Raw genomic sequence first — 17,970 nt, 5'->3', positions numbered from 1 at the left:
CGCAGTGACTTTAGCCAGCAGTGAGCCTTGCGACTAATATCGTCGAAGTCGCCAACTCATCGCAAAAAGGCATACCTCGTGATTTCGACCCGCCAACTGCGCTATTTCGTGGAAATCGCCGAATGCGGCAGCTTCAGCGCCGCCGCCGAGCGCCTGTTCGTCGCCCAGTCAGCCCTCAGCCGGCAGATCAAGGAGCTGGAAAACCAATTGCAGACCCCACTGTTCGAGCGCACCGCGCGCCTGCCGCGGCTGACGGCGGCCGGTGAAGCGTTTTTCCCCAAGGCACGCAACCTGCTGAGTGAATTGCACAAGGCCAGCGAACTGGCCACTCAGGTAGGCATGGGGCAATTGGGCACCTTGCGCCTGAGCCACTCCAGCACCGTGCCCATGAGCGGCCGGCTACTCCAGGGCATCGGCAGCTACTTGCAGCATTGCCCTGGAGCCTCGATGGACATCGCCAAGCTGTCTTCCGAGGCGCAACTGGAAGAGTTGGCGCAGGGGCACCTGGATATCGGCCTGTTGCGCCTGCCGGTGTTACGTCAACGGGCAGGTGTACAGATCACGCCCCTGTTCGCCGAACCCTTGCTGCTGGCAGTGCCACCTCAGCACCCACTGGCGCTGGACCCTCCGGCCGGGGGCGTCGACCTGGCCCAGCTTCGCGAGGAAGCCTTCATCTCCATCCCCCACCCCCAGCGGGGCGGCTTGAGTTACCTCTCGGCCGAGCTGTGCATGCGCCAGGGCTTCTTTCCCAGGGCGGCGCGGGTGATGTCGCGCAAGACCACCCAATTGCAACTGATCCAGGCCGGCTTCGGCATCGCCCTGCTGCCCGAGTCGATGCAGGACATCGCCCCGGCCAGCATCCGCTTCCTGCCGCTGGCGGATGCCGATTGCCAGAGCACCGTGGCCCTCGCCTACCGACAGGAGCCGACGCCCCTGGTGGCGCAATTCGTCGAACATTTTCGCAATCACTTGTAGTTGATTTGCGTTGTTCCATTCAGAGACAGGCCTTTAAACTGCGCCCCATGATTAAAGATCCCTTCGCACGACTCGGCCTGGACCGCGAGGTCCTCACCGTCACCCAGCTCAACGGCCGCGCCCGAGTGCTGCTCGAGGACGTGTTCAGCAATATCTGGGTGGAGGGCGAGATCTCCAACCTCGCCCGCCCGGCCTCCGGCCATGTGTACTTCACCCTCAAGGACAGCGGCGCCCAGGTGCGCTGCGCACTGTTCCGGCAGAACGCCGCGCGGGTCCGCCAGGCGCTGAAGGACGGCCTGGCGGTCAAGGTGCGGGGCAAGGTCTCGCTGTTCGAAGGGCGCGGTGACTACCAGCTGATTCTCGACACCGTGGAACCGGCCGGTGATGGCGCCCTGCGCCTGGCTTTCGATGCCCTGAAAGACAAGCTGAGCGCCGAAGGTCTGTTCAGCGCCGAACGCAAAGTGCCACTACCGGCCCATCCGCAACGCATCGGCATCATCAGTTCGCCCACCGGCGCGGTGATCCGCGACATCATCAGTGTGTTCCGGCGCCGCGCACCGCAGGTTGTGCTGACCCTGATCCCTACCGCCGTGCAGGGCCGCGAGGCTACGGCGCAGATCGTCCGGGCCCTGCAGCTGGCCGACGCCCGGGGCTTCGACGCGCTGATCCTGGCCCGTGGCGGCGGCTCCCTGGAGGACCTCTGGTGCTTCAACGAAGAAGCCGTGGCCCGTGCGGTGGATGCCTGCGTGACACCGATCGTCAGCGCCGTCGGTCATGAAACCGACGTCTCCATCAGTGATTTCGTGGCCGACGTTCGCGCGCCCACGCCTTCCGCAGCAGCCGAACTGCTGGCCCCCGATTCCAGTGACCTGCAACGCCGGGTCGACAACCTGCATCGACGCCTGGTGATGCGCATGCGCGACCGGCTGGTGCGCGACCGGCTGCGCCTGGACGGCCTGGCCCGACGCCTGCGCCATCCCGGCGAACGCCTGCGCCAGCAGGCACAGCGCCTGGACGACCTGGACATGCGCCTGCGCCGCGCCTTCGAGCGCAGCCTCAATACCCGTCGCGAACGCTTGATCCGCCTGGAAACCCGCCTCGGAGCCCAGCATCCAGGGCGGCAACTGGCACTGCTGCGCCAGCGTCTGGACAGCCTGGCCGAACGCCTGCCCCGGGCCATGCGCGAAGGCCTCAAGGGCCGCCGCCTGCAATTGCACAGCCAGATGCAGACCCTGCATGTGGTCAGCCCCCTGGCCACCCTGGGGCGCGGTTACAGCATCCTGCTGGACGATCGCGGGCAGGCCATTCGCAGTGCCGGCCAGACCCGCCCAGGCCAGCGCCTCAGTGCCCGCCTGGGCGAAGGCGAGCTGCAAGTACGCGTCGAAGACAACCACCTGACGCCCGTCACCCTTTCTCTACTGGATTGATCCATGCCGCGTTTTCTCTGCTCCCTGCTGTTGCTGTGCCTGGCCTTCAATGCTCACGCCGACAGCTACATCACCCGCCTGCTGAACAAACCCGTACCCGGTGGCGTAGCGGTGGTCGACCTGGGCAGCGCCGCCCAGGCGCCCAAGGCCAGCTACCAGGGCAAGCCGGTGCTGGTGGTGAAGGAGCAGAACAACTGGCTGGCGATTGTCGGCATCCCGCTGACGGTCAAGCCCGGCACTCAACAAGTAAGCACCGGCGGGCGCAGCCTGAACTTCGTGGTCGGCAACAAGAAATACCCGGAGCAGCACATCACCCTGAAGAACCAGCGCCAGGTCAATCCGAACCCGGCGGACCTCAAGCGCATCGACGGCGAGTTGGCGGAACAGATCCGCGCCTACCGCAGCTTCAGCCCCAACACCCCAAGCAACCTGCTGCTGGACAAGCCGGTGAATGGCCCCCTGTCGAGCAAGTTCGGCGTACGCCGTTTCTTCAACGGTGAAGAGCGCAACCCTCACGCGGGCCTGGACTTCGCGGTGCCGGCAGGCACACCGATCAAGACCCCGGCGGCGGGCAAAGTGATCCTGATCGGCAACTACTTCTTCAACGGCAACACCGTGTTCGTCGACCACGGCCAGGGCTTCATCAGCATGTTCTGCCACATGTCGAAAATCGACGTGAAGATCGGCCAGTCCCTGGCCCGTGGCGCCGTGGTGGGCAAGGTGGGGGCGACCGGCCGCGCCACCGGGCCGCATATGCACTGGAACGTCAGCCTGAATGATGCGCGTGTCGATCCGGCCATCTTTATCGGGGCCTTCCAGCCCTGATCGCGCAGCGCCGCTTGCCTGCATCAGGCATTGATTCAGCGGCGAGCCGACGCCCACAGGGATTGCGCGGCCCTACTCGACTGCGCAATCGCTAGTATTCTTTCAAAGAATACCCAGCATAAAATCTCGATATAGCTTTGTTTTCGAGTATTCCTCTCAATTTTTTTCGACTGCTTGCCATCTCTCACCCCAGTGGTTAGGGTTGAGCACATGAAAACCTCTCACACCCTCATTCAGCGTCGTCAACACCGGAGCCTCTGCCTCGTCAGCGCACGACTGCCAGGCTGAATCGCGGTGCCTCACCCCCTTGCGTCAACCTCACTCTTGACTCACCGGCAGGCCGCCTCTTTTCGGCCCGGACAATAAGGATTTCTCCATGACCATGCTCAAAGACCCATCCTCCAAGTACCGCGCGTTCCCGACCATCAACTTGCCGGACCGTACCTGGCCGTCGAAAACCATCACCAGCGCGCCGATCTGGTGCAGTTCGGACCTGCGTGATGGCAACCAGTCGTTGATCGAACCGATGGATGCCGTCAAGAAGCTGCGCTTCTGGAAGACCCTGGTAGCTGTGGGTGTGAAGGAAATCGAAGCTTCTTTCCCGGCCGCTTCGCAAACCGACTTCGACTTCGTGCGCACCCTGATCGAAGGCGGCCACATTCCGGACGACACCACCATCCAGGTATTGACCCAGGCCCGTGAAGACTTGATCGCCCGCACCTTCGAGTCCTTGCGTGGTGCGAAAAAGGCCATCGTCCACCTGTACAACGCCACCAGCCCTTCGTTCCGCCGCATTGTCTTCAACCAGGACAAGGCCGGTGTGAAAGAGATCGCGGTGAATGCGGCCAAGCTGTTCGTCAAATACGCCGCCCAGCAACCGGAAACCCAGTGGCAGTTCGAGTACTCGCCAGAGACCTTCAGCGCCACCGAGCTGGAGTTCGCCAAGGAAGTCTGCGACGCCGTGGTGGAAGTCTGGAACGCCACGCCAAGCAACAAGGTGATCCTCAACCTGCCGGCCACCGTTGAAGTCGCCACACCGAACATCTACGCCGACCAGATCGAGTGGTTCTGCCGCAACATCAACCGTCGTGACAGCGTGCTCATCAGCCTGCACACCCACAACGACCGCGGTACGGGCGTGGCCGCCACCGAGCTGGGCCTGATGGCCGGCGCCGACCGTGTCGAAGGCTGCCTGTTCGGCAACGGCGAGCGTACCGGTAACGTCGACCTGGTCACTGTGGCCTTGAACCTCTACACCCAGGGTGTGAACCCTGAACTGGATTTCTCCGACATCGACGGCGTGCGCAAAGTCGTGGAAGAGTGCAACCAGATTGCCGTGCACCCGCGTCACCCTTATGTCGGCGACTTGGTCCACACCGCGTTCTCCGGCTCGCACCAGGACGCGATCCGCAAGGGCTTCGCCCAGCAGAAAGCCGATGGCTTGTGGGAGGTGCCGTACTTGCCGATCGACCCGGCCGATATCGGTCGCAGCTACGAGGCGGTGATCCGCGTCAACAGCCAGTCGGGCAAGGGTGGTATCGCCTACCTGCTCGAGCAGGAATACGGCATCAGCTTGCCACGCCGCATGCAGATCGAGTTCAGCCAGGTGGTGCAGCGGGAAACCGACCGCCTGGGCCTGGAAATGACCGCCCAGCAGATCCACGCGCTGTTGCACAGCGAGTACTTGCAGGCCAACACCCCCTACGCGCTGGTCAGCCATCGCTTGCAGGAAGAGAACGGGCACAGCGCCGTGGAAGTGGAAGTCTCGAGCAAGGGCCAGGGCGAGACCAACCTCAGCTGGCGCGGCAAGGGCAACGGTGCCCTGGAAGCGCTGGTGGCCGGGCTGCCGGTTCCGGTGGAGATCATGGACTACAACGAGCACGCCATCGGCGCCGGCACCAACGCCAAGGCGGCGGCCTACATCGAACTGCGGGTCAACGGTGAGCGTGCCGTGCACGGCGTCGGTATCGACGAAAACATCACCACCGCCAGCTTCAAGGCGCTGTTCAGTGCGCTGAACCGCTCCTTGAGCGAGCAGCAGGCCAAGGCAGCCTAAAGGCTGCCAAAAGCGAAAGGCCCCGAGGAGTTCGACTCCCCGGGGCCTTTTTTATGCCGGAACAGATAACACCAGCTAAATGTCAGCAACGACTGTTTCAGGCATGCACATCAACGCTGAACATGGCTTGCAGCAAAGCCGCCTGCAGCACCTGCAAGGTGCTGTTGGTCACGGCGATCTGCGCCTGGACTTCCATCACCTGCTGGGCTTTCTGTTCGTCGCTGGCCTGGCCCTTCTGCACATTGGCCAATTGGGCCTGCTGTTCGGTCAGGGTTTTCTGGGTCTGCTCGATCTGTTTCTGCAGCGCCTTGACCGGATCACCACCGGCCTTTACCGCATCGATATTGGCATCGCCAGAGTTGACCCGCAGTTCCTTATCCTGACCGTCCTTGCTGTCATCCACCGGCGCCAGCGGGCTGGCGCTGTTGCCTTCGGCTTCAGTCGAAGCAGTTTTGGGTGCCGACAGGGGGTAAGGATTGACGATGGTGGCAGTGATGGTAGTCATGGTTGATTCCTCCTGAACTGATCCTGCTATCGGCCTTCACCCTCGAAGCTTGATATTCGCAACCTGTAAAAAAGTGTGCAGTGCCGAAGCGATCCTAAGTGAACATGAAGGTATCGGCGTCGAGGTTCGCCGGAAAACGCGCACGGTAAGCCGCCAGTTCACCCGCGTTCAGGCACACCTGGAAGACGCCATCGGCCTCCCCGGCACTGAGCAGGGTTTCGCCCTGATAGTCCAGAACCTGGCTGTCTCCGGTATAGGCAAAGCCCTTGCCGTCGGTGCCCACCCGGTTCACCGCCGCAACGTAGCAGAGGTTTTCAATGGCCCGGGCTGGCAGCAGGCGATTCCAGTGCAGGCGGCGGGCACCCGGCCAATTGGCGGTGTAGAGCAGCAGGTCGGTGTCCTGGGCGTCCCGGCTCCACACCGGGAACCGCAGGTCGTAGCAGATCAGCGGGCGAATACGCCAACCCTTGAGCTCGAACTGTACCTGCCGTTCCCCCGGCGTGTAGTGATTGTGCTCGCCGGCCATGCGAAACAGGTGGCGCTTATCGTAGTGCCAGACCTCACCGTCAGGGCGCGCCCACAGCAAGCGATTGCGATGGCTGCCATCCGCTGCCTGGATTATCACGCTGCCGGTGATCACCGCATTCAGCTTTTTCGCCTGGCCACGTAGCCATTTGCTGGTAGGGCCATTCTCCGCTTCCGCGAGAGTCGCAGATTCCATGGAGAATCCGGTGGTAAACATTTCCGGCAGGATGATCAGATCTGCACCACGGGCCTGCTCCAGCAACTGCTCGAAATGCTCGAAGTTGGCCTGGCGGTCGTGCCAGGCCAGGGTGGTCTGGATCAGGGCCAGATTCAGATCGGGTAATGCACTCAGATCACGCATAGTTTCTCCGCTGCTTGGCGCAACGTCTCCTCGCGCTTGGCAAAACACAGACGCACCAGGCGCTGCCCCTGGGGCGGCTGCTGATAGAACACCGACACCGGAATGGCCGCCACGCCGTGTTCGCGGGTCATCCATATCGCCATGTCGACATCATTCAAGTCTGGACGAATCTGCGAATAGTCCACCAATTGAAAATAGGTACCCGACACCCGGTTGAAGCTGAAACGCGAGGCGCTCAGCAGATCGCAGAACAGATCACGCTTGGCCTGGTAAAAGGCCGGCAACTCTTCGACATGTTCCGGATGGTCGGCCATGAAGTCCGCCAGAGCGTACTGCAAAGGCGTGACCCCGCAGAAGCTGACATATTGATGCACCTTGCGCAGCTCGGCGCTCAGGGCCGGTGGTGCAACCACATAACCGGTCTTCCAGCCGGTCACGTGGTAGGTCTTGCCGAACGAGCTGACCACGAAGGCCTGCTGATACAGCTCCTCATGGGCCAGCACACTGACATGGGGTACGCCATCGAACACCAGGTGTTCGTAGACCTCGTCACTGACCAGATAGATATCGCGATCACGGATCAGGGCGGCCAACTGGTCCAGCTCGGCGCGGCTGATCAAGGCACCACTGGGGTTGTGCGGCGAATTGAGGATGATCATCCGCGTGCGCGGACTCAGGGCTTCACCGAGTTTCTGCCAATCGAGGGCAAAGCCCTGCCCTGCCAACGGCACATGCACACAACGCCCACCGGCCAGCTCCACCGACGGCTCATAGCTGTCGTAACTGGGGTCGAACACAATGACTTCGTCACCGCGCTGGATCACCGCCTGGATGGCACAGAAGATTGCCTGGGTCGCACCGGGGGTGATGGTCACCTCAGCGTCAGCATCGACCTGGACGCCATAGCTGCGGGCGATTTTCGCGGCGACCTGCTGGCGCAGTGCCGGTAGGCCGGTCATGGGTGCGTACTGGTTATGGCCATTGGCGGCATGCCAGCCAAGTGCATCACGCAGGGCTTGCGGGCCATCGAAATCAGGAAAGCCCTGGGACAGGTTGAGCGCTCCGGTTTCCACCGCGAGCTGGGACATTTGCGTGAAGATGGTGGTGCCGACATTCGGCAACTTACTGATGATCATGAGGATTCCCTGCTGAGCAGTCCGCACTACGGCGGCGCGGAGGTCCCCGAGAATAGCCCAAACGCCAGGCATGAAAAAGGGCGCCCGGGGCGCCCTCTTATCCACACAGATCCCGTAGGAACTGGCTTGCCAGCGAAGCTCTGAAGCAGGTCCGGAGCTTCACCGGCAAGCCGGCTCCTAAGCCGGTCAGCGCTTGTCGCGGCGCTTCTTGTCGGCCTTCTTGTGGTGCGACATCAAGCGACGCTTCTTGTTGACCTGGCGGTCGGTCAGCGTGTTCTTGTTGCCTTCGTACGGGTTCTCGCCGCCCTTGAACTCGATGCGGATCGGCGTACCTACCAGCTTCAAGACTCGACGGTAGGTGTTTTCCAGATAGCGCACATAAGACTTGGGCACCTTCTCCACCTGGTTGCCATGGATCACGATCAGCGGCGGGTTGGCACCACCCAAGTGGGCGTAGCGCAGTTTGATCCGGCGATTGTTGACCATGGGCGGCGCGTGCTCGCCAACGGCATCTTCGAGGATCTGCGTCAGGCGGCTGGTGGGCCAGCGGGTTACCGCCGACTTGAAGGAGTTCTGCACCGACTGGTAGAGGTTGCCCACACCGGTACCGTGCAGCGCCGAGATGAAGTGGATATCGGCGAAGTCGACGAAGAACAGCCGGCGTTGCAGCTCGGTCTTCACGTAGTCGCGCTCGCTCGGCTGCATGCCGTCCCACTTGTTCAGGGCGATCACCAGGGCCCGACCGGCTTCCAGGGCAAAGCCCAGCAGGTTCAGGTCGTGGTCCACCACACCTTCGCGGGCGTCCATGACGAAGATCACCACGTTGGCGTCCTTGATCGCCTGCAGCGTCTTGACCACCGAGAACTTTTCGACTTCCTCGTGGATCTTGCCGCGCTTGCGCACACCGGCGGTGTCGATCAGGGTGTACTTCTCGTCGTTGCGCTCGAACGGGATGTAGATACTGTCGCGGGTGGTGCCGGGCTGGTCATAGACGATCACCCGGTCTTCACCGAGCATGCGGTTGACCAGGGTCGACTTGCCGACGTTGGGACGACCGATGATGGCGATCTTGATCCCGTCCTTCTCGCTCGGGCCCGGAATGCGCTTGGCTTCCTCACCCTCGGCAACGATCTCTTCCTCGCCTTCTTCCGGCTCGTCAGCGTCATCCTTGGGGAATTCGCTCAGGGCGATTTCCAGCATCTGGGTGATACCGCGGCCATGAGCACCGGCGATCGGGATGGCATCGCCCATGCCCAGCGGCGCGAACTCGGCGCGGGCCATGTCCGGGTCGATGTTGTCGACCTTGTTGGCGATCACGTAGGAAGTCTTGTTACGTTTGCGCAGGTGCTCGCCGATCATCTGGTCGGCCGCGGTAAACCCGGCCTTGGCGTCCACCAGGAACAACACCACATCAGCTTCTTCGATGGCCAGCAGCGACTGCTCGGCCATCTTTTCATCCATGCCATGCTCGTCACCGGAGATACCGCCGGTGTCGATCAGAATATAGGTACGCCCTTGCCACTTGGCCTCACCGTATTGGCGATCACGGGTCAGACCGGACAGGTCGCCGACAATGGCGTCGCGAGTCCGAGTCAGGCGGTTGAACAAGGTGGACTTGCCGACGTTAGGTCGGCCCACCAGGGCGATTACGGGAACCATGCGGCTCTCCACTGCGTTAATTCAGAAAATACAAAAGCCGCTGCGAGGCAGCGGCTGGTGCTCGGGGCAGCACTGTAGGAGCGAGCGTGCTCGCGATTAACTCCATGGCGCCGCGCTCGTCCAGCAAGCTGGCGTCACCTGGCATCCATCGCGAGCACGCTCGCTCCTGCAGTTCGCTTGGGGATCACCCCAAGCATAGTCAAACCATTACTTGATGGTCAGGGCTTCCAGTTTGCCGCTGTTGCCATACACATAAATCATGTCGCCCACCACCAGCGGACGAGCACGCAGGCCGTCGCTATCGATGCGCGTACGACCGACGAAGCGACCGTCAACCTGGCTCAGCAGGTGCAGGTAACCTTCCAGGTCGCCCACGGCTACGTAGCTGGAGAAGACTTCCGGTGCCGACAGTTGGCGGCGAGCCAGGGAGTCGTTGCTCCACAGCGCGGTAGTCGAACGCTCGTCCACGCCTTCCACGGTACCCGAGGACAGGCTGACATAAACGCTGCCGAACCCTTGGGCCACACCGGCGTAGCTGGAAGCATCACGCTGCCACAGCGGACGGCCGCTCTCCAGGTCCAGGGCAACCACACGCCCCTGGTAGCTGGCAACGTACAGGGTGCCACCGGACAGCAGCAGGCCACCGTCGATGTCCACGACCCGATCCAGTTCGGAACGGCCTTGTGGAATGGCTACACGCTGTTCCCACACCGGCACGCCGTTGCGAATATCCAGCGCGACCACCTTGCCGGTGGAAAGACCGGCCAGGGCCAGACGGTTGGTCGCCAACGGCGCACTGGTGCCCCGCAGGGTCAACACCGCTGGAGTGCTGTCGTAGAGCCAGATCTGATGACCGGTGCTGGCTTCAAGGCCAATCACGCGGTCGTCCTGAGTCTGCACCACCACCACGTCACCGTTGGTAGCTGGCGGAGCCAGCACTTCACTGGTCACACGGGCACGCCATTTCTCTTCACCGCTGGAGGCATCCAGGGCAACCACTTCGCCTTTCAGAGTGCCGATCATGACCAACCCATAACCCACGCCCACGGCGCCGGAAACAGGCAGTTCGAGATCTTTCTTCCATTTGACGTCGCCGTTCATGCGATCCATGGAAACCACCACGCCGGTCACGTCAGCGGCATAGATGGTGTCACCATCGATGGCTGGCACCAGCATGTTATAGGTTTCGCCCTGACCGTCACCGATCGAACGGCTCCACTGCTTCTGCAGGACCACTTCTTCTTTGAAGTCGACCAGTTCCGCCGGTGGCAGTTCTTTCTTGCTGTTGCTGCTGCAACCCGCGGCCAACAAGGCCAGAGCCAGCAATGCTGCATGTTTCCAACGGATCACGTCATGCATCCCCTTTGGCCAGGTCGTCCAGCTTGATTTGTAGGCCACCGACTGCCGCTTCATCCGAGAGCGCCGCCTTGGCTTTTTGGTATGCCGCATGGGCTTCGTCCACACGGCCCAGCTGGACCAGCAGATCGCCCTTGAGTTCTTCACGAGTCGCCAGGAATGCCTTGTCGGCATCGCCGTCGAGCAGCTTCAGAGCCTCGTCGGCCTTGTTCTGCGCCGCCAGTACCTGTGCCAGGCGCTGACGCGCCACTTCACCAAGGGTCGGGTTGGCGGGCTTGTCGGCCACGGCCTTGAGCTGTGCCGCTGCATCGTCCAGCTTGCCGGTGTCTACTGCCACTTTGGCCACGAACAGGTTGCCGTACTGCGCGTAGGCAGTACCGCCGAACTCGCTGTTGAGCTTGCCCGCCAGGTCCGTAACACGAGCCGCATCCGGCTTGCCATCCGGCGTCAGGGTAGTTTCCAGCAGTTGCTGATAGAGCACCGAAGCGCCTTGCGACTGATTGTTCTGATACTTGTGCCAGGCTTGCCAGCCGAACACGATAACCAGGGCCAGCAGGCCGCCAGTCACCAGGGGTTTGCCGTTACGCTGCCACCAGTCTTTCAATTCCGCCAGCTGTTCATCTTCGGTACTCGACACCCCAATACTCCTTATTCGCTAAATCGGCTGTTTGACAGCTTCAACCCTGCACGACGCAGGTGGCCAGGTGCGCAGCGAGTGCATCCCAGGCAATGCTTTGTTGTTCGCCCTGGCCACGCAGGGGTTTGAAACCTACCACTTGCTGGGCCAGTTCGTCGTCACCGAGGATCAGCGCATACAGCGCGCCGCTCTTGTCGGCCTTCTTGAATTGGCTCTTGAAGCTGCCAGCACCGGCATTGATCTGCAGACGCAGGTTCGGCAATTGATCGCGAACACGCTCGCTCAGCGCCAGAGCGGCCAGTTCGGCGGCCTCACCGAAGGCGCAGAGGTAAACGTCGACCTGGCGCGAGATCTCTTCCGGGACCTGCTCCAGGGTTTCCAGCAGCAGCACCAGACGCTCGATCCCCATGGCAAAGCCAACGCCCGAGGTAGGCTTGCCGCCCATCTGCTCCACCAGGCCATCGTAACGGCCACCGGCACAGACAGTGCCCTGGGCACCGAGCTTGTCGGTGACCCATTCGAAAACGGTCTTGCTGTAGTAATCCAGCCCGCGCACCAGCTTGGGGTTGATCACATAGGGGATACCCGCAGCATCCAGGCGGGCCTTGAGGCCTTCGAAGTGCACGCGGGACTCTTCGTCCAGGTAGTCGGCCAGCTTGGGCGCATCCACAAGCACGGCTTGAGTGTCCGGGTTCTTGGTATCCAGCACCCGCAGCGGGTTGGTCTTCAGGCGGCGCTGGCTGTCTTCGTCCAGCTTGTCCATGCGCGCCGACAGGAACTCCACCAGCGCGTCGCGATAGCGCGCGCGCGCTTCGGCGGTACCCAGGCTGTTGAGTTCGAGCTTGACCGCATCACGGATGCCCAGCTCGCCCCACAGGCGCCAGGTCAACACGATCAGCTCAGCATCGATGTCCGGACCGTCGAGGTTGAATACCTCGCAACCGATCTGGTGGAACTGGCGATAGCGGCCTTTCTGCGGGCGCTCGTGACGGAACATCGGGCCGATGTACCAGAGTTTCTGCACCTGGCCACCGCCAGTGATGCCGTGCTCGAGCACCGCACGCACGCACGCCGCGGTGCCTTCCGGACGCAGGGTGAGGGAGTCGCCGTTGCGATCTTCGAAGGTGTACATCTCTTTTTCGACGATGTCGGTCACTTCACCGATGGAGCGCTTGAACAGCTCGGTGAACTCGACGATCGGCATGCGGATCTGCTTGTAACCGTAGTTATCCAGCAGGCGCGCCACAGTACCCTCGAAATAACGCCACAGGGGCGTCTGCTCGGGCAGGATGTCATTCATGCCACGAATGGCTTGCAGAGACTTGCTCACAAAAAATCCTTAAATACGTTCGGTTAGCCGCGAGCGATCAGCGCTGCGTCGGCCTCGACCTTTTCGGCCGCCTTCTGCCGGATCAGCTTTTCAAGCTCGTCCACCAGATTGTCATTGGTCAGTTTCTGTGCCGGCTTGCCATCGATGTAGATCAGGTTCGGTGTACCACCGGTCAGGCCGATGTGCGCCTCTTTGGCTTCACCCGGGCCGTTGACCACGCAACCGATCACTGCAACATCCAACGGCACCAACAGGTCTTCAAGCCGCCCTTCCAGTTCGTTCATGGTTTTCACCACATCGAAGTTCTGCCGCGAGCAGCTCGGGCAGGCGATGAAGTTGATGCCACGGGAACGCAGGTGCAGGGACTTGAGAATGTCGTAGCCGACCTTCACTTCCTCGACCGGGTCGGCCGCCAGCGAAATGCGAATGGTATCGCCAATTCCTTCGGCCAGCAGCATACCGAGGCCGACGGCGGATTTCACTGTGCCTGAGCGCAAACCACCGGCTTCGGTGATCCCCAGGTGCAGGGGCTGGATGATTTCCTTCGCCAGCAGGCGGTAGGCCTCGACGGCCATGAACACGTCCGAGGCTTTCACGCTGACCTTGAAGTCCTTGAAATTCAAGCGTTCCAGGTGTTCTACGTGACGCAGCGCCGACTCCACCAATGCAGCCGGGGTCGGTTCGCCGTATTTTTTCTGCAGGTCTTTTTCCAGGGAACCGGCGTTGACCCCGATACGGATCGGGATCCCGCGATCACGGGCAGCATCCACCACCGCGCGTACCCGGTCTTCACGACCGATATTGCCCGGGTTGATCCGCAGGCAATCGACGCCCAGTTCGGCCACGCGCAGCGCGATCTTGTAGTCGAAGTGGATGTCGGCCACCAGCGGTACCTTGACCTGCTGCTTGATCCGGCCAAACGCCTCGGCGGCGTCCATGTCCGGCACCGAAACCCGCACGATATCGACACCGGCGGCTTCCAGGCGGTTGATCTGGGCGACGGTTGCGGCCACGTCGTTGGTGTCGCTGTTGGTCATGCTCTGCACCGCAATCGGGGCATCGCCTCCGACCGGTACCGAGCCGACCCAGATCTTGCGGGATTCGCGACGCTTGATTGGAGATTCGCCGTGCATGACTTATTGACCTAACTTCAGGCGAGCAGTCTCGCCACTGGTGAACGGGGCGATATCCACCGCCTGACCGTTGTAAGTGATTTGTGCGCCACGGGCATAGCCCAGACGTACGGCAAAAGGCGGCTTGCCGCTGACATCGACATTTTCACCCTTGCGCTTGAGGGCGCTGAGCAGAACCTTGCCGTTGGCATCGATGACCTGGGCCCAGCAGTCGGCACTGAACTGGATCTGTACCTGGCCCGCGCCTGCAACTGCAGTTGCCGCTGCGCTGCCCGGTGCAACCGCAGCAGCAGGCGCGGTCGGCGTGACAGGCGCTTGCGCCACGGCAGCCGGTGCGACAGGCGCCGGAGCCGGCGCGTTGTGCACGGGAGCTGCAGGGACGGACGCAGTGGCAGCCGGCGCCGGAGCGGTCGAAACGGCTGGGGCGGCAGGAGTCTCGCTCGCTGCCTGGCCTTCGCTTTGAGCGGCGTTGTCCAGCGCTTCGCTCTGCCCCTCGGCAACCGCCTGGTCTTCGGGCTCATCGATAGGATGAATCTGGGTAGTGCCGTCGGCGCCTTCGACCTCGACATGCTCGGGGCTCAGGGAGACCGGCTCCTTGCCGCGCTGGGAGGACTGATCCTGCCACCAGATGAAACCGCCACCAACCACCGCCACCAGCAGCAGCAAACTGACAATGCGCAAGATAGTGTGGGAAACCCGCACCGGCTCTTCGATGCGCCCCAGGGCATGGACGCTGCTGCCCTGGGAGTCGGTACCGGTGTATTGATCGAACTCCTGGACCAGTACCGCCTGATCCATGCCCAGCAATTTGGCGTAGGCACGAATATAGCCACGGGCGAAAGTGTGCCCCGGCAGCTTGTCGAAGGCGCCAGCTTCCAGGTTGCTCAGGGAGCTCACGGTGAGGTTGAGCTTGTGGGCCACTTCGGCCAGCGACCAACCATTGCTTTCGCGGGCCTGACGCAGGGTCTCACCGGGGTTTACGCGAGTCACTGCTTGAACTTCGGGATGGGCCGCTTTCATCATTGCTCCGACAGGTATTGCTGATATTCCGGCGTACCGGGATAAAGTCGTTTTAGTTGCAGACCGTAACTGGCGGCCTTGTCGCGATCTTCGAACACCGTTGCCAGCCGAACGCCGAGCAATAGACTACGTGCATTTTGCTCGCCGAGCAGGCTAAAACGATCGTAATAGTCGCGCGCGGGCACATAATGCCTGTCTTCGTAAGACAACTCAGCCATTTCCAGCAATGCACGGGGCTGTTGATGATTGAGACGCAAGGCCTTTTCCAGCTGCAGCTGGGCCAGATCACGCTGGCCAAGCCTTGAAGCGGTCATGCCGAGGTTTTCAAACACTCGGGAACGTTCGGGGTACAGAGTATCAGCAGCGGCTTGCTCAAAGCGCTGATAAGCCTCTTTGTAACGTTTTTCCTGGAACAGAAAGCTGCCGTAGTTATTGAGGATCCGGGCACTGTCCGGACGCGCCGCCAGGGCCTGGCGAAAATGCTCGTCGGCCAGGGCCGGTTCCATCTCGGCCTGGAACACCAGTGCAAGGGCAGCATTGGCGTCGGCATCGGCGGGGGCCAGTTCCAGGGCTTTCTTCAGTGGCACCTTGGCCCGCTCGCTCATGCCCTGCTGCAAGTAGCCCAGGCCCAACTGCACATAGGCCTCGCGCGCCTCGTCGCGCCCCTTGCTGGTGTTCATCGGGTTGGAATCACCCGACAGAACACAGCCAGCACACAGGCTGGCAACAAGCAGGAGCAGCGCAAAGCGCAGGGCCATGGAGATCCTCTCTCAGGTACGGGTTGCGGCGCTTTGCGGCATATCGGCGTCGGCGCTCAACTCACGCACGGCGATATAGCGTTCGCTACGACGGGTGCGGTCCAGCACCTGCCCGACCAACTGACCGCAGGCAGCATCGATGTCTTCACCACGCGTGGTGCGCACGGTGACATTGAAACCGGCGTGATGCAGCTGGTCCTGGAAGCGACGAATGGCATTGTTGCTCGGACGCTCGTACCCGGAATGCGGGAACGGGTTGAACGGGATCAGGTTGATCTTGCACGGTACATCCTTGAGCAGCTCGATCATCTCCACCGCGTGCTCAAGCTTGTCGTTGACGTCTTTGAGCAGGGTGTACTCGATGGTCAGCACACGCTTCTCACCCAGGGCCGACATGTAGCGCTGGCAGGACTCGAGCAGCATCTTCAGCGGGTACTTCTTGTTGATCGGTACCAGCTGGTTGCGCAGCGCATCATTGGGTGCGTGCAGAGACAACGCCAGCGAGACGTCGATGTGCTTGGCCAGCTCATCGATCATCGGCACCACGCCGGAGGTCGACAGGGTCACCCGGCGCTTGGAGATGCCGTAGCCCAGGTCGTCCATCATCAGGTGCATGGCAGCGATGACGTTGTCGAAGTTCAGCAGCGGCTCACCCATGCCCATCATCACCACGTTGGTGATGGCACGGTCGACGGTCGCCGGGACGCTGCCAAAGGATTTGTTGGCAATCCACACCTGGCCGATGACTTCGGCGGCGGTGAGGTTGCTGTTGAAGCCTTGCTTGCCGGTGGAGCAGAAACTGCAATCCAGGGCACAGCCCGCCTGGGACGAAACGCACAGAGTGCCGCGCTTGCCCTGGGGAATGTAGACGGTCTCGACGCAACTGCCGGACGCCACGCGCACCACCCATTTACGGGTGCCGTCGCTGGAGATGTCCTCGCTGACCACTTCCGGACCGCGAATCTCGGCAACAGCCTTGAGCTTTTCGCGCAAGGCCTTGCCGACATTCGTCATGGCGTCGAAATCATCGACGCCAAAGTGGTGAATCCATTTCATTACCTGACCGGCACGGAAACGCTTCTCCCCGATTGAGTCGAAGAATTTCTCCATTTCCGGTTGAGTAAGCCCCAACAGGTTAGTTTTGCCGATCGATGCAGTCATGGTTTCACCTCTCACGCGCAAGCCTTACTCAGCGAGCGGTTACTTCAGTAGCTGCGAAGAAGTAAGCGATTTCGCGAGCAGCGGCAGCTTCGGAGTCCGAACCGTGAACGGCGTTGGCGTCGATGGACTCGGCGAAGTCAGCACGGATGGTGCCGGCAGCAGCTTCTTTAGGGTTGGTAGCGCCCATCAGCTCACGGTTGCGAACGATGGCGTTTTCGCCTTCCAGAACCTGAACAACAACCGGGCCGGAAGTCATGAAGGCAACCAGTTCGCCGAAGAAGCCACGCTCGCTGTGCTCAGCGTAGAAGCCTTCAGCTTCAGCCTTGGACAGTTGCTTCATTTTCGAAGCTACAACGCGCAGGCCGGCTTCTTCAAAACGGGAAACGATCTTGCCGATAACGTTTTTTGCAACAGCGTCAGGCTTGATGATGGAGAAAGTACGTTGAACAGCCATGGTGTAACTCCAGAAACGGTGATTAAAGCGAAAAATTAAACCCGCGAATTATACGCGGGTTTATAGGGATTGCCTAACTGCGTAGCCCGCGGATTCAGTCAGTTTCGTCGATCCAGGCGGCCTGAATTGCTTCAAGAACCTTCTCGCCTCCGCGAGCCGGATCGTCGCTGAACTCCGGCAGTGCCAGAACCCATTGGTGCAGATCGACAAAGTTCACATAACGCGGATCCACATCCGGCTTGGACTCAGCCAGTTGGATCGCGATTTCCAGTACATCAACCCACTTGAGGCTCATGCCAGTTCCTTGAAATCAGTGCGGCGCTTCGGCTGCATGGTTGAGCGAGTATTTTGGAATTTCGACGGTCAGGTCTTCATCGCCGACGATGGCCTGGCAGGACAGGCGCGACTGCGCTTCCAGGCCCCAGGCCTTGTCCAGCAGGTCTTCTTCCAGCTCGTCAGCCTCGTTCAGCGAGTCGAAGCCTTCACGAATGATGCAATGGCAGGTGGTGCAGGCACAGACGCCGCCACAGGCACTTTCGATCTCGATGTGGTTGTCATGCGCCACCTCGAGCACCGAGACGCCAGGCTCGACCTCTACAACCAGGCCGTCCGGACAGAACACGGCGTGTGGCAGAAAAATGATCTGCGGCAT

18 protein-coding genes are annotated in these 17,970 nt (G+C 61.4%); 4 read left to right on the top strand and 14 right to left on the bottom strand.

What is annotated here, in order from left to right:
* Window positions 1-78: 78 nt before the first annotated feature.
* The 4 genes from BM382_RS08415 (at window position 79) to leuA (ending at window position 5,283) form a co-directional block, all read left to right on the top strand.
* Window positions 79-975 carry a LysR family transcriptional regulator gene (locus BM382_RS08415; protein ID WP_015636875.1) on the top strand — a complete coding sequence of 299 codons (897 nt, stop codon included), beginning with the start codon at window positions 79-81 and terminating at the stop codon, window positions 973-975.
* A 47-nt stretch (window positions 976-1,022) separates the two neighbouring features.
* The gene (gene xseA / locus BM382_RS08410; RefSeq protein WP_011063197.1) at window positions 1,023-2,402 is read left to right on the top strand and encodes an exodeoxyribonuclease VII large subunit; all 1,380 of its coding nucleotides are present in this window, start codon (window positions 1,023-1,025) and stop codon (window positions 2,400-2,402) included.
* A gap of 3 nt (window positions 2,403-2,405) precedes the next feature.
* On the top strand, window positions 2,406-3,227 hold the full coding sequence (locus tag BM382_RS08405; protein WP_011063198.1) for a M23 family metallopeptidase: 822 nt from the start codon (window positions 2,406-2,408) through the stop codon (window positions 3,225-3,227).
* A gap of 376 nt (window positions 3,228-3,603) precedes the next feature.
* On the top strand, window positions 3,604-5,283 hold the full coding sequence (gene leuA, locus BM382_RS08400; RefSeq protein ID WP_011063199.1) for a 2-isopropylmalate synthase: 1,680 nt from the start codon (window positions 3,604-3,606) through the stop codon (window positions 5,281-5,283).
* A 97-nt stretch (window positions 5,284-5,380) separates the two neighbouring features.
* Here leuA and BM382_RS08395 read toward each other — a convergent pair whose 3' ends face one another.
* From BM382_RS08395 to fdx, 14 genes are all read right to left on the bottom strand, one after another.
* The gene (locus BM382_RS08395) at window positions 5,381-5,788 is read right to left on the bottom strand and encodes a hypothetical protein (RefSeq protein ID WP_011063200.1); all 408 of its coding nucleotides are present in this window, start codon (window positions 5,786-5,788) and stop codon (window positions 5,381-5,383) included.
* A 94-nt stretch (window positions 5,789-5,882) separates the two neighbouring features.
* Window positions 5,883-6,674, bottom strand: coding sequence for an amidohydrolase (locus BM382_RS08390; RefSeq protein ID WP_011063201.1), 792 nt, complete (start codon window positions 6,672-6,674; stop codon window positions 5,883-5,885).
* Complete coding sequence (locus BM382_RS08385) at window positions 6,662-7,810, bottom strand: pyridoxal phosphate-dependent aminotransferase (RefSeq protein WP_072442609.1); 1,149 nt, start codon at window positions 7,808-7,810, stop codon at window positions 6,662-6,664. Before BM382_RS08385 ends, BM382_RS08390 begins: the two co-directional genes overlap by 13 nt.
* A gap of 186 nt (window positions 7,811-7,996) precedes the next feature.
* Complete coding sequence (gene der, locus BM382_RS08380; protein WP_011063203.1) at window positions 7,997-9,469, bottom strand: ribosome biogenesis GTPase Der; 1,473 nt, start codon at window positions 9,467-9,469, stop codon at window positions 7,997-7,999.
* Window positions 9,470-9,676: 207 nt separating this feature from the next.
* Window positions 9,677-10,828, bottom strand: a complete 1,152-nt coding sequence (bamB, locus tag BM382_RS08375; protein WP_011063204.1) for an outer membrane protein assembly factor BamB — start codon at window positions 10,826-10,828, stop codon at window positions 9,677-9,679.
* On the bottom strand, window positions 10,821-11,462 hold the full coding sequence (locus BM382_RS08370; protein ID WP_011063205.1) for a tetratricopeptide repeat protein: 642 nt from the start codon (window positions 11,460-11,462) through the stop codon (window positions 10,821-10,823). Before BM382_RS08370 ends, bamB begins: the two co-directional genes overlap by 8 nt.
* A gap of 40 nt (window positions 11,463-11,502) precedes the next feature.
* Window positions 11,503-12,792 carry a histidine--tRNA ligase gene (hisS, locus tag BM382_RS08365; RefSeq protein ID WP_011063206.1) on the bottom strand — a complete coding sequence of 430 codons (1,290 nt, stop codon included), beginning with the start codon at window positions 12,790-12,792 and terminating at the stop codon, window positions 11,503-11,505.
* A gap of 23 nt (window positions 12,793-12,815) precedes the next feature.
* Window positions 12,816-13,925, bottom strand: a complete 1,110-nt coding sequence (gene ispG, locus BM382_RS08360; protein ID WP_011063207.1) for a flavodoxin-dependent (E)-4-hydroxy-3-methylbut-2-enyl-diphosphate synthase — start codon at window positions 13,923-13,925, stop codon at window positions 12,816-12,818.
* A gap of 3 nt (window positions 13,926-13,928) precedes the next feature.
* A complete protein-coding gene (locus BM382_RS08355) occupies window positions 13,929-14,945 on the bottom strand; it encodes a RodZ domain-containing protein (RefSeq protein ID WP_015636879.1) in 1,017 nt (338 codons plus the stop codon).
* A complete protein-coding gene (gene pilW / locus BM382_RS08350; RefSeq protein ID WP_011063209.1) occupies window positions 14,945-15,703 on the bottom strand; it encodes a type IV pilus biogenesis/stability protein PilW in 759 nt (252 codons plus the stop codon). Before pilW ends, BM382_RS08355 begins: the two co-directional genes overlap by 1 nt.
* Before the next feature lie 12 nt (window positions 15,704-15,715).
* Window positions 15,716-16,864 (bottom strand): dual-specificity RNA methyltransferase RlmN, encoded by a 1,149-nt coding sequence (gene rlmN / locus BM382_RS08345; RefSeq protein WP_011063210.1) that lies wholly within the window; start codon window positions 16,862-16,864, stop codon window positions 15,716-15,718.
* Window positions 16,865-16,892: 28 nt separating this feature from the next.
* A complete protein-coding gene (ndk, locus tag BM382_RS08340; protein ID WP_011063211.1) occupies window positions 16,893-17,318 on the bottom strand; it encodes a nucleoside-diphosphate kinase in 426 nt (141 codons plus the stop codon).
* A gap of 94 nt (window positions 17,319-17,412) precedes the next feature.
* Window positions 17,413-17,613, bottom strand: coding sequence for a Fe-S cluster assembly protein IscX (gene iscX / locus BM382_RS08335; protein WP_047289129.1), 201 nt, complete (start codon window positions 17,611-17,613; stop codon window positions 17,413-17,415).
* 15 nt (window positions 17,614-17,628) lie between these two features.
* Window positions 17,629-17,970, bottom strand: a complete 342-nt coding sequence (fdx, locus tag BM382_RS08330; RefSeq protein WP_011063213.1) for an ISC system 2Fe-2S type ferredoxin — start codon at window positions 17,968-17,970, stop codon at window positions 17,629-17,631.

Origin of the sequence: Pseudomonas sp. NFPP25 (assembly GCF_900116505.1) — a bacterium.
Taxonomy (GTDB): domain Bacteria; phylum Pseudomonadota; class Gammaproteobacteria; order Pseudomonadales; family Pseudomonadaceae; genus Aquipseudomonas; species Aquipseudomonas protegens.
This window is presented reverse-complemented; position numbering and strand designations above follow the sequence as displayed.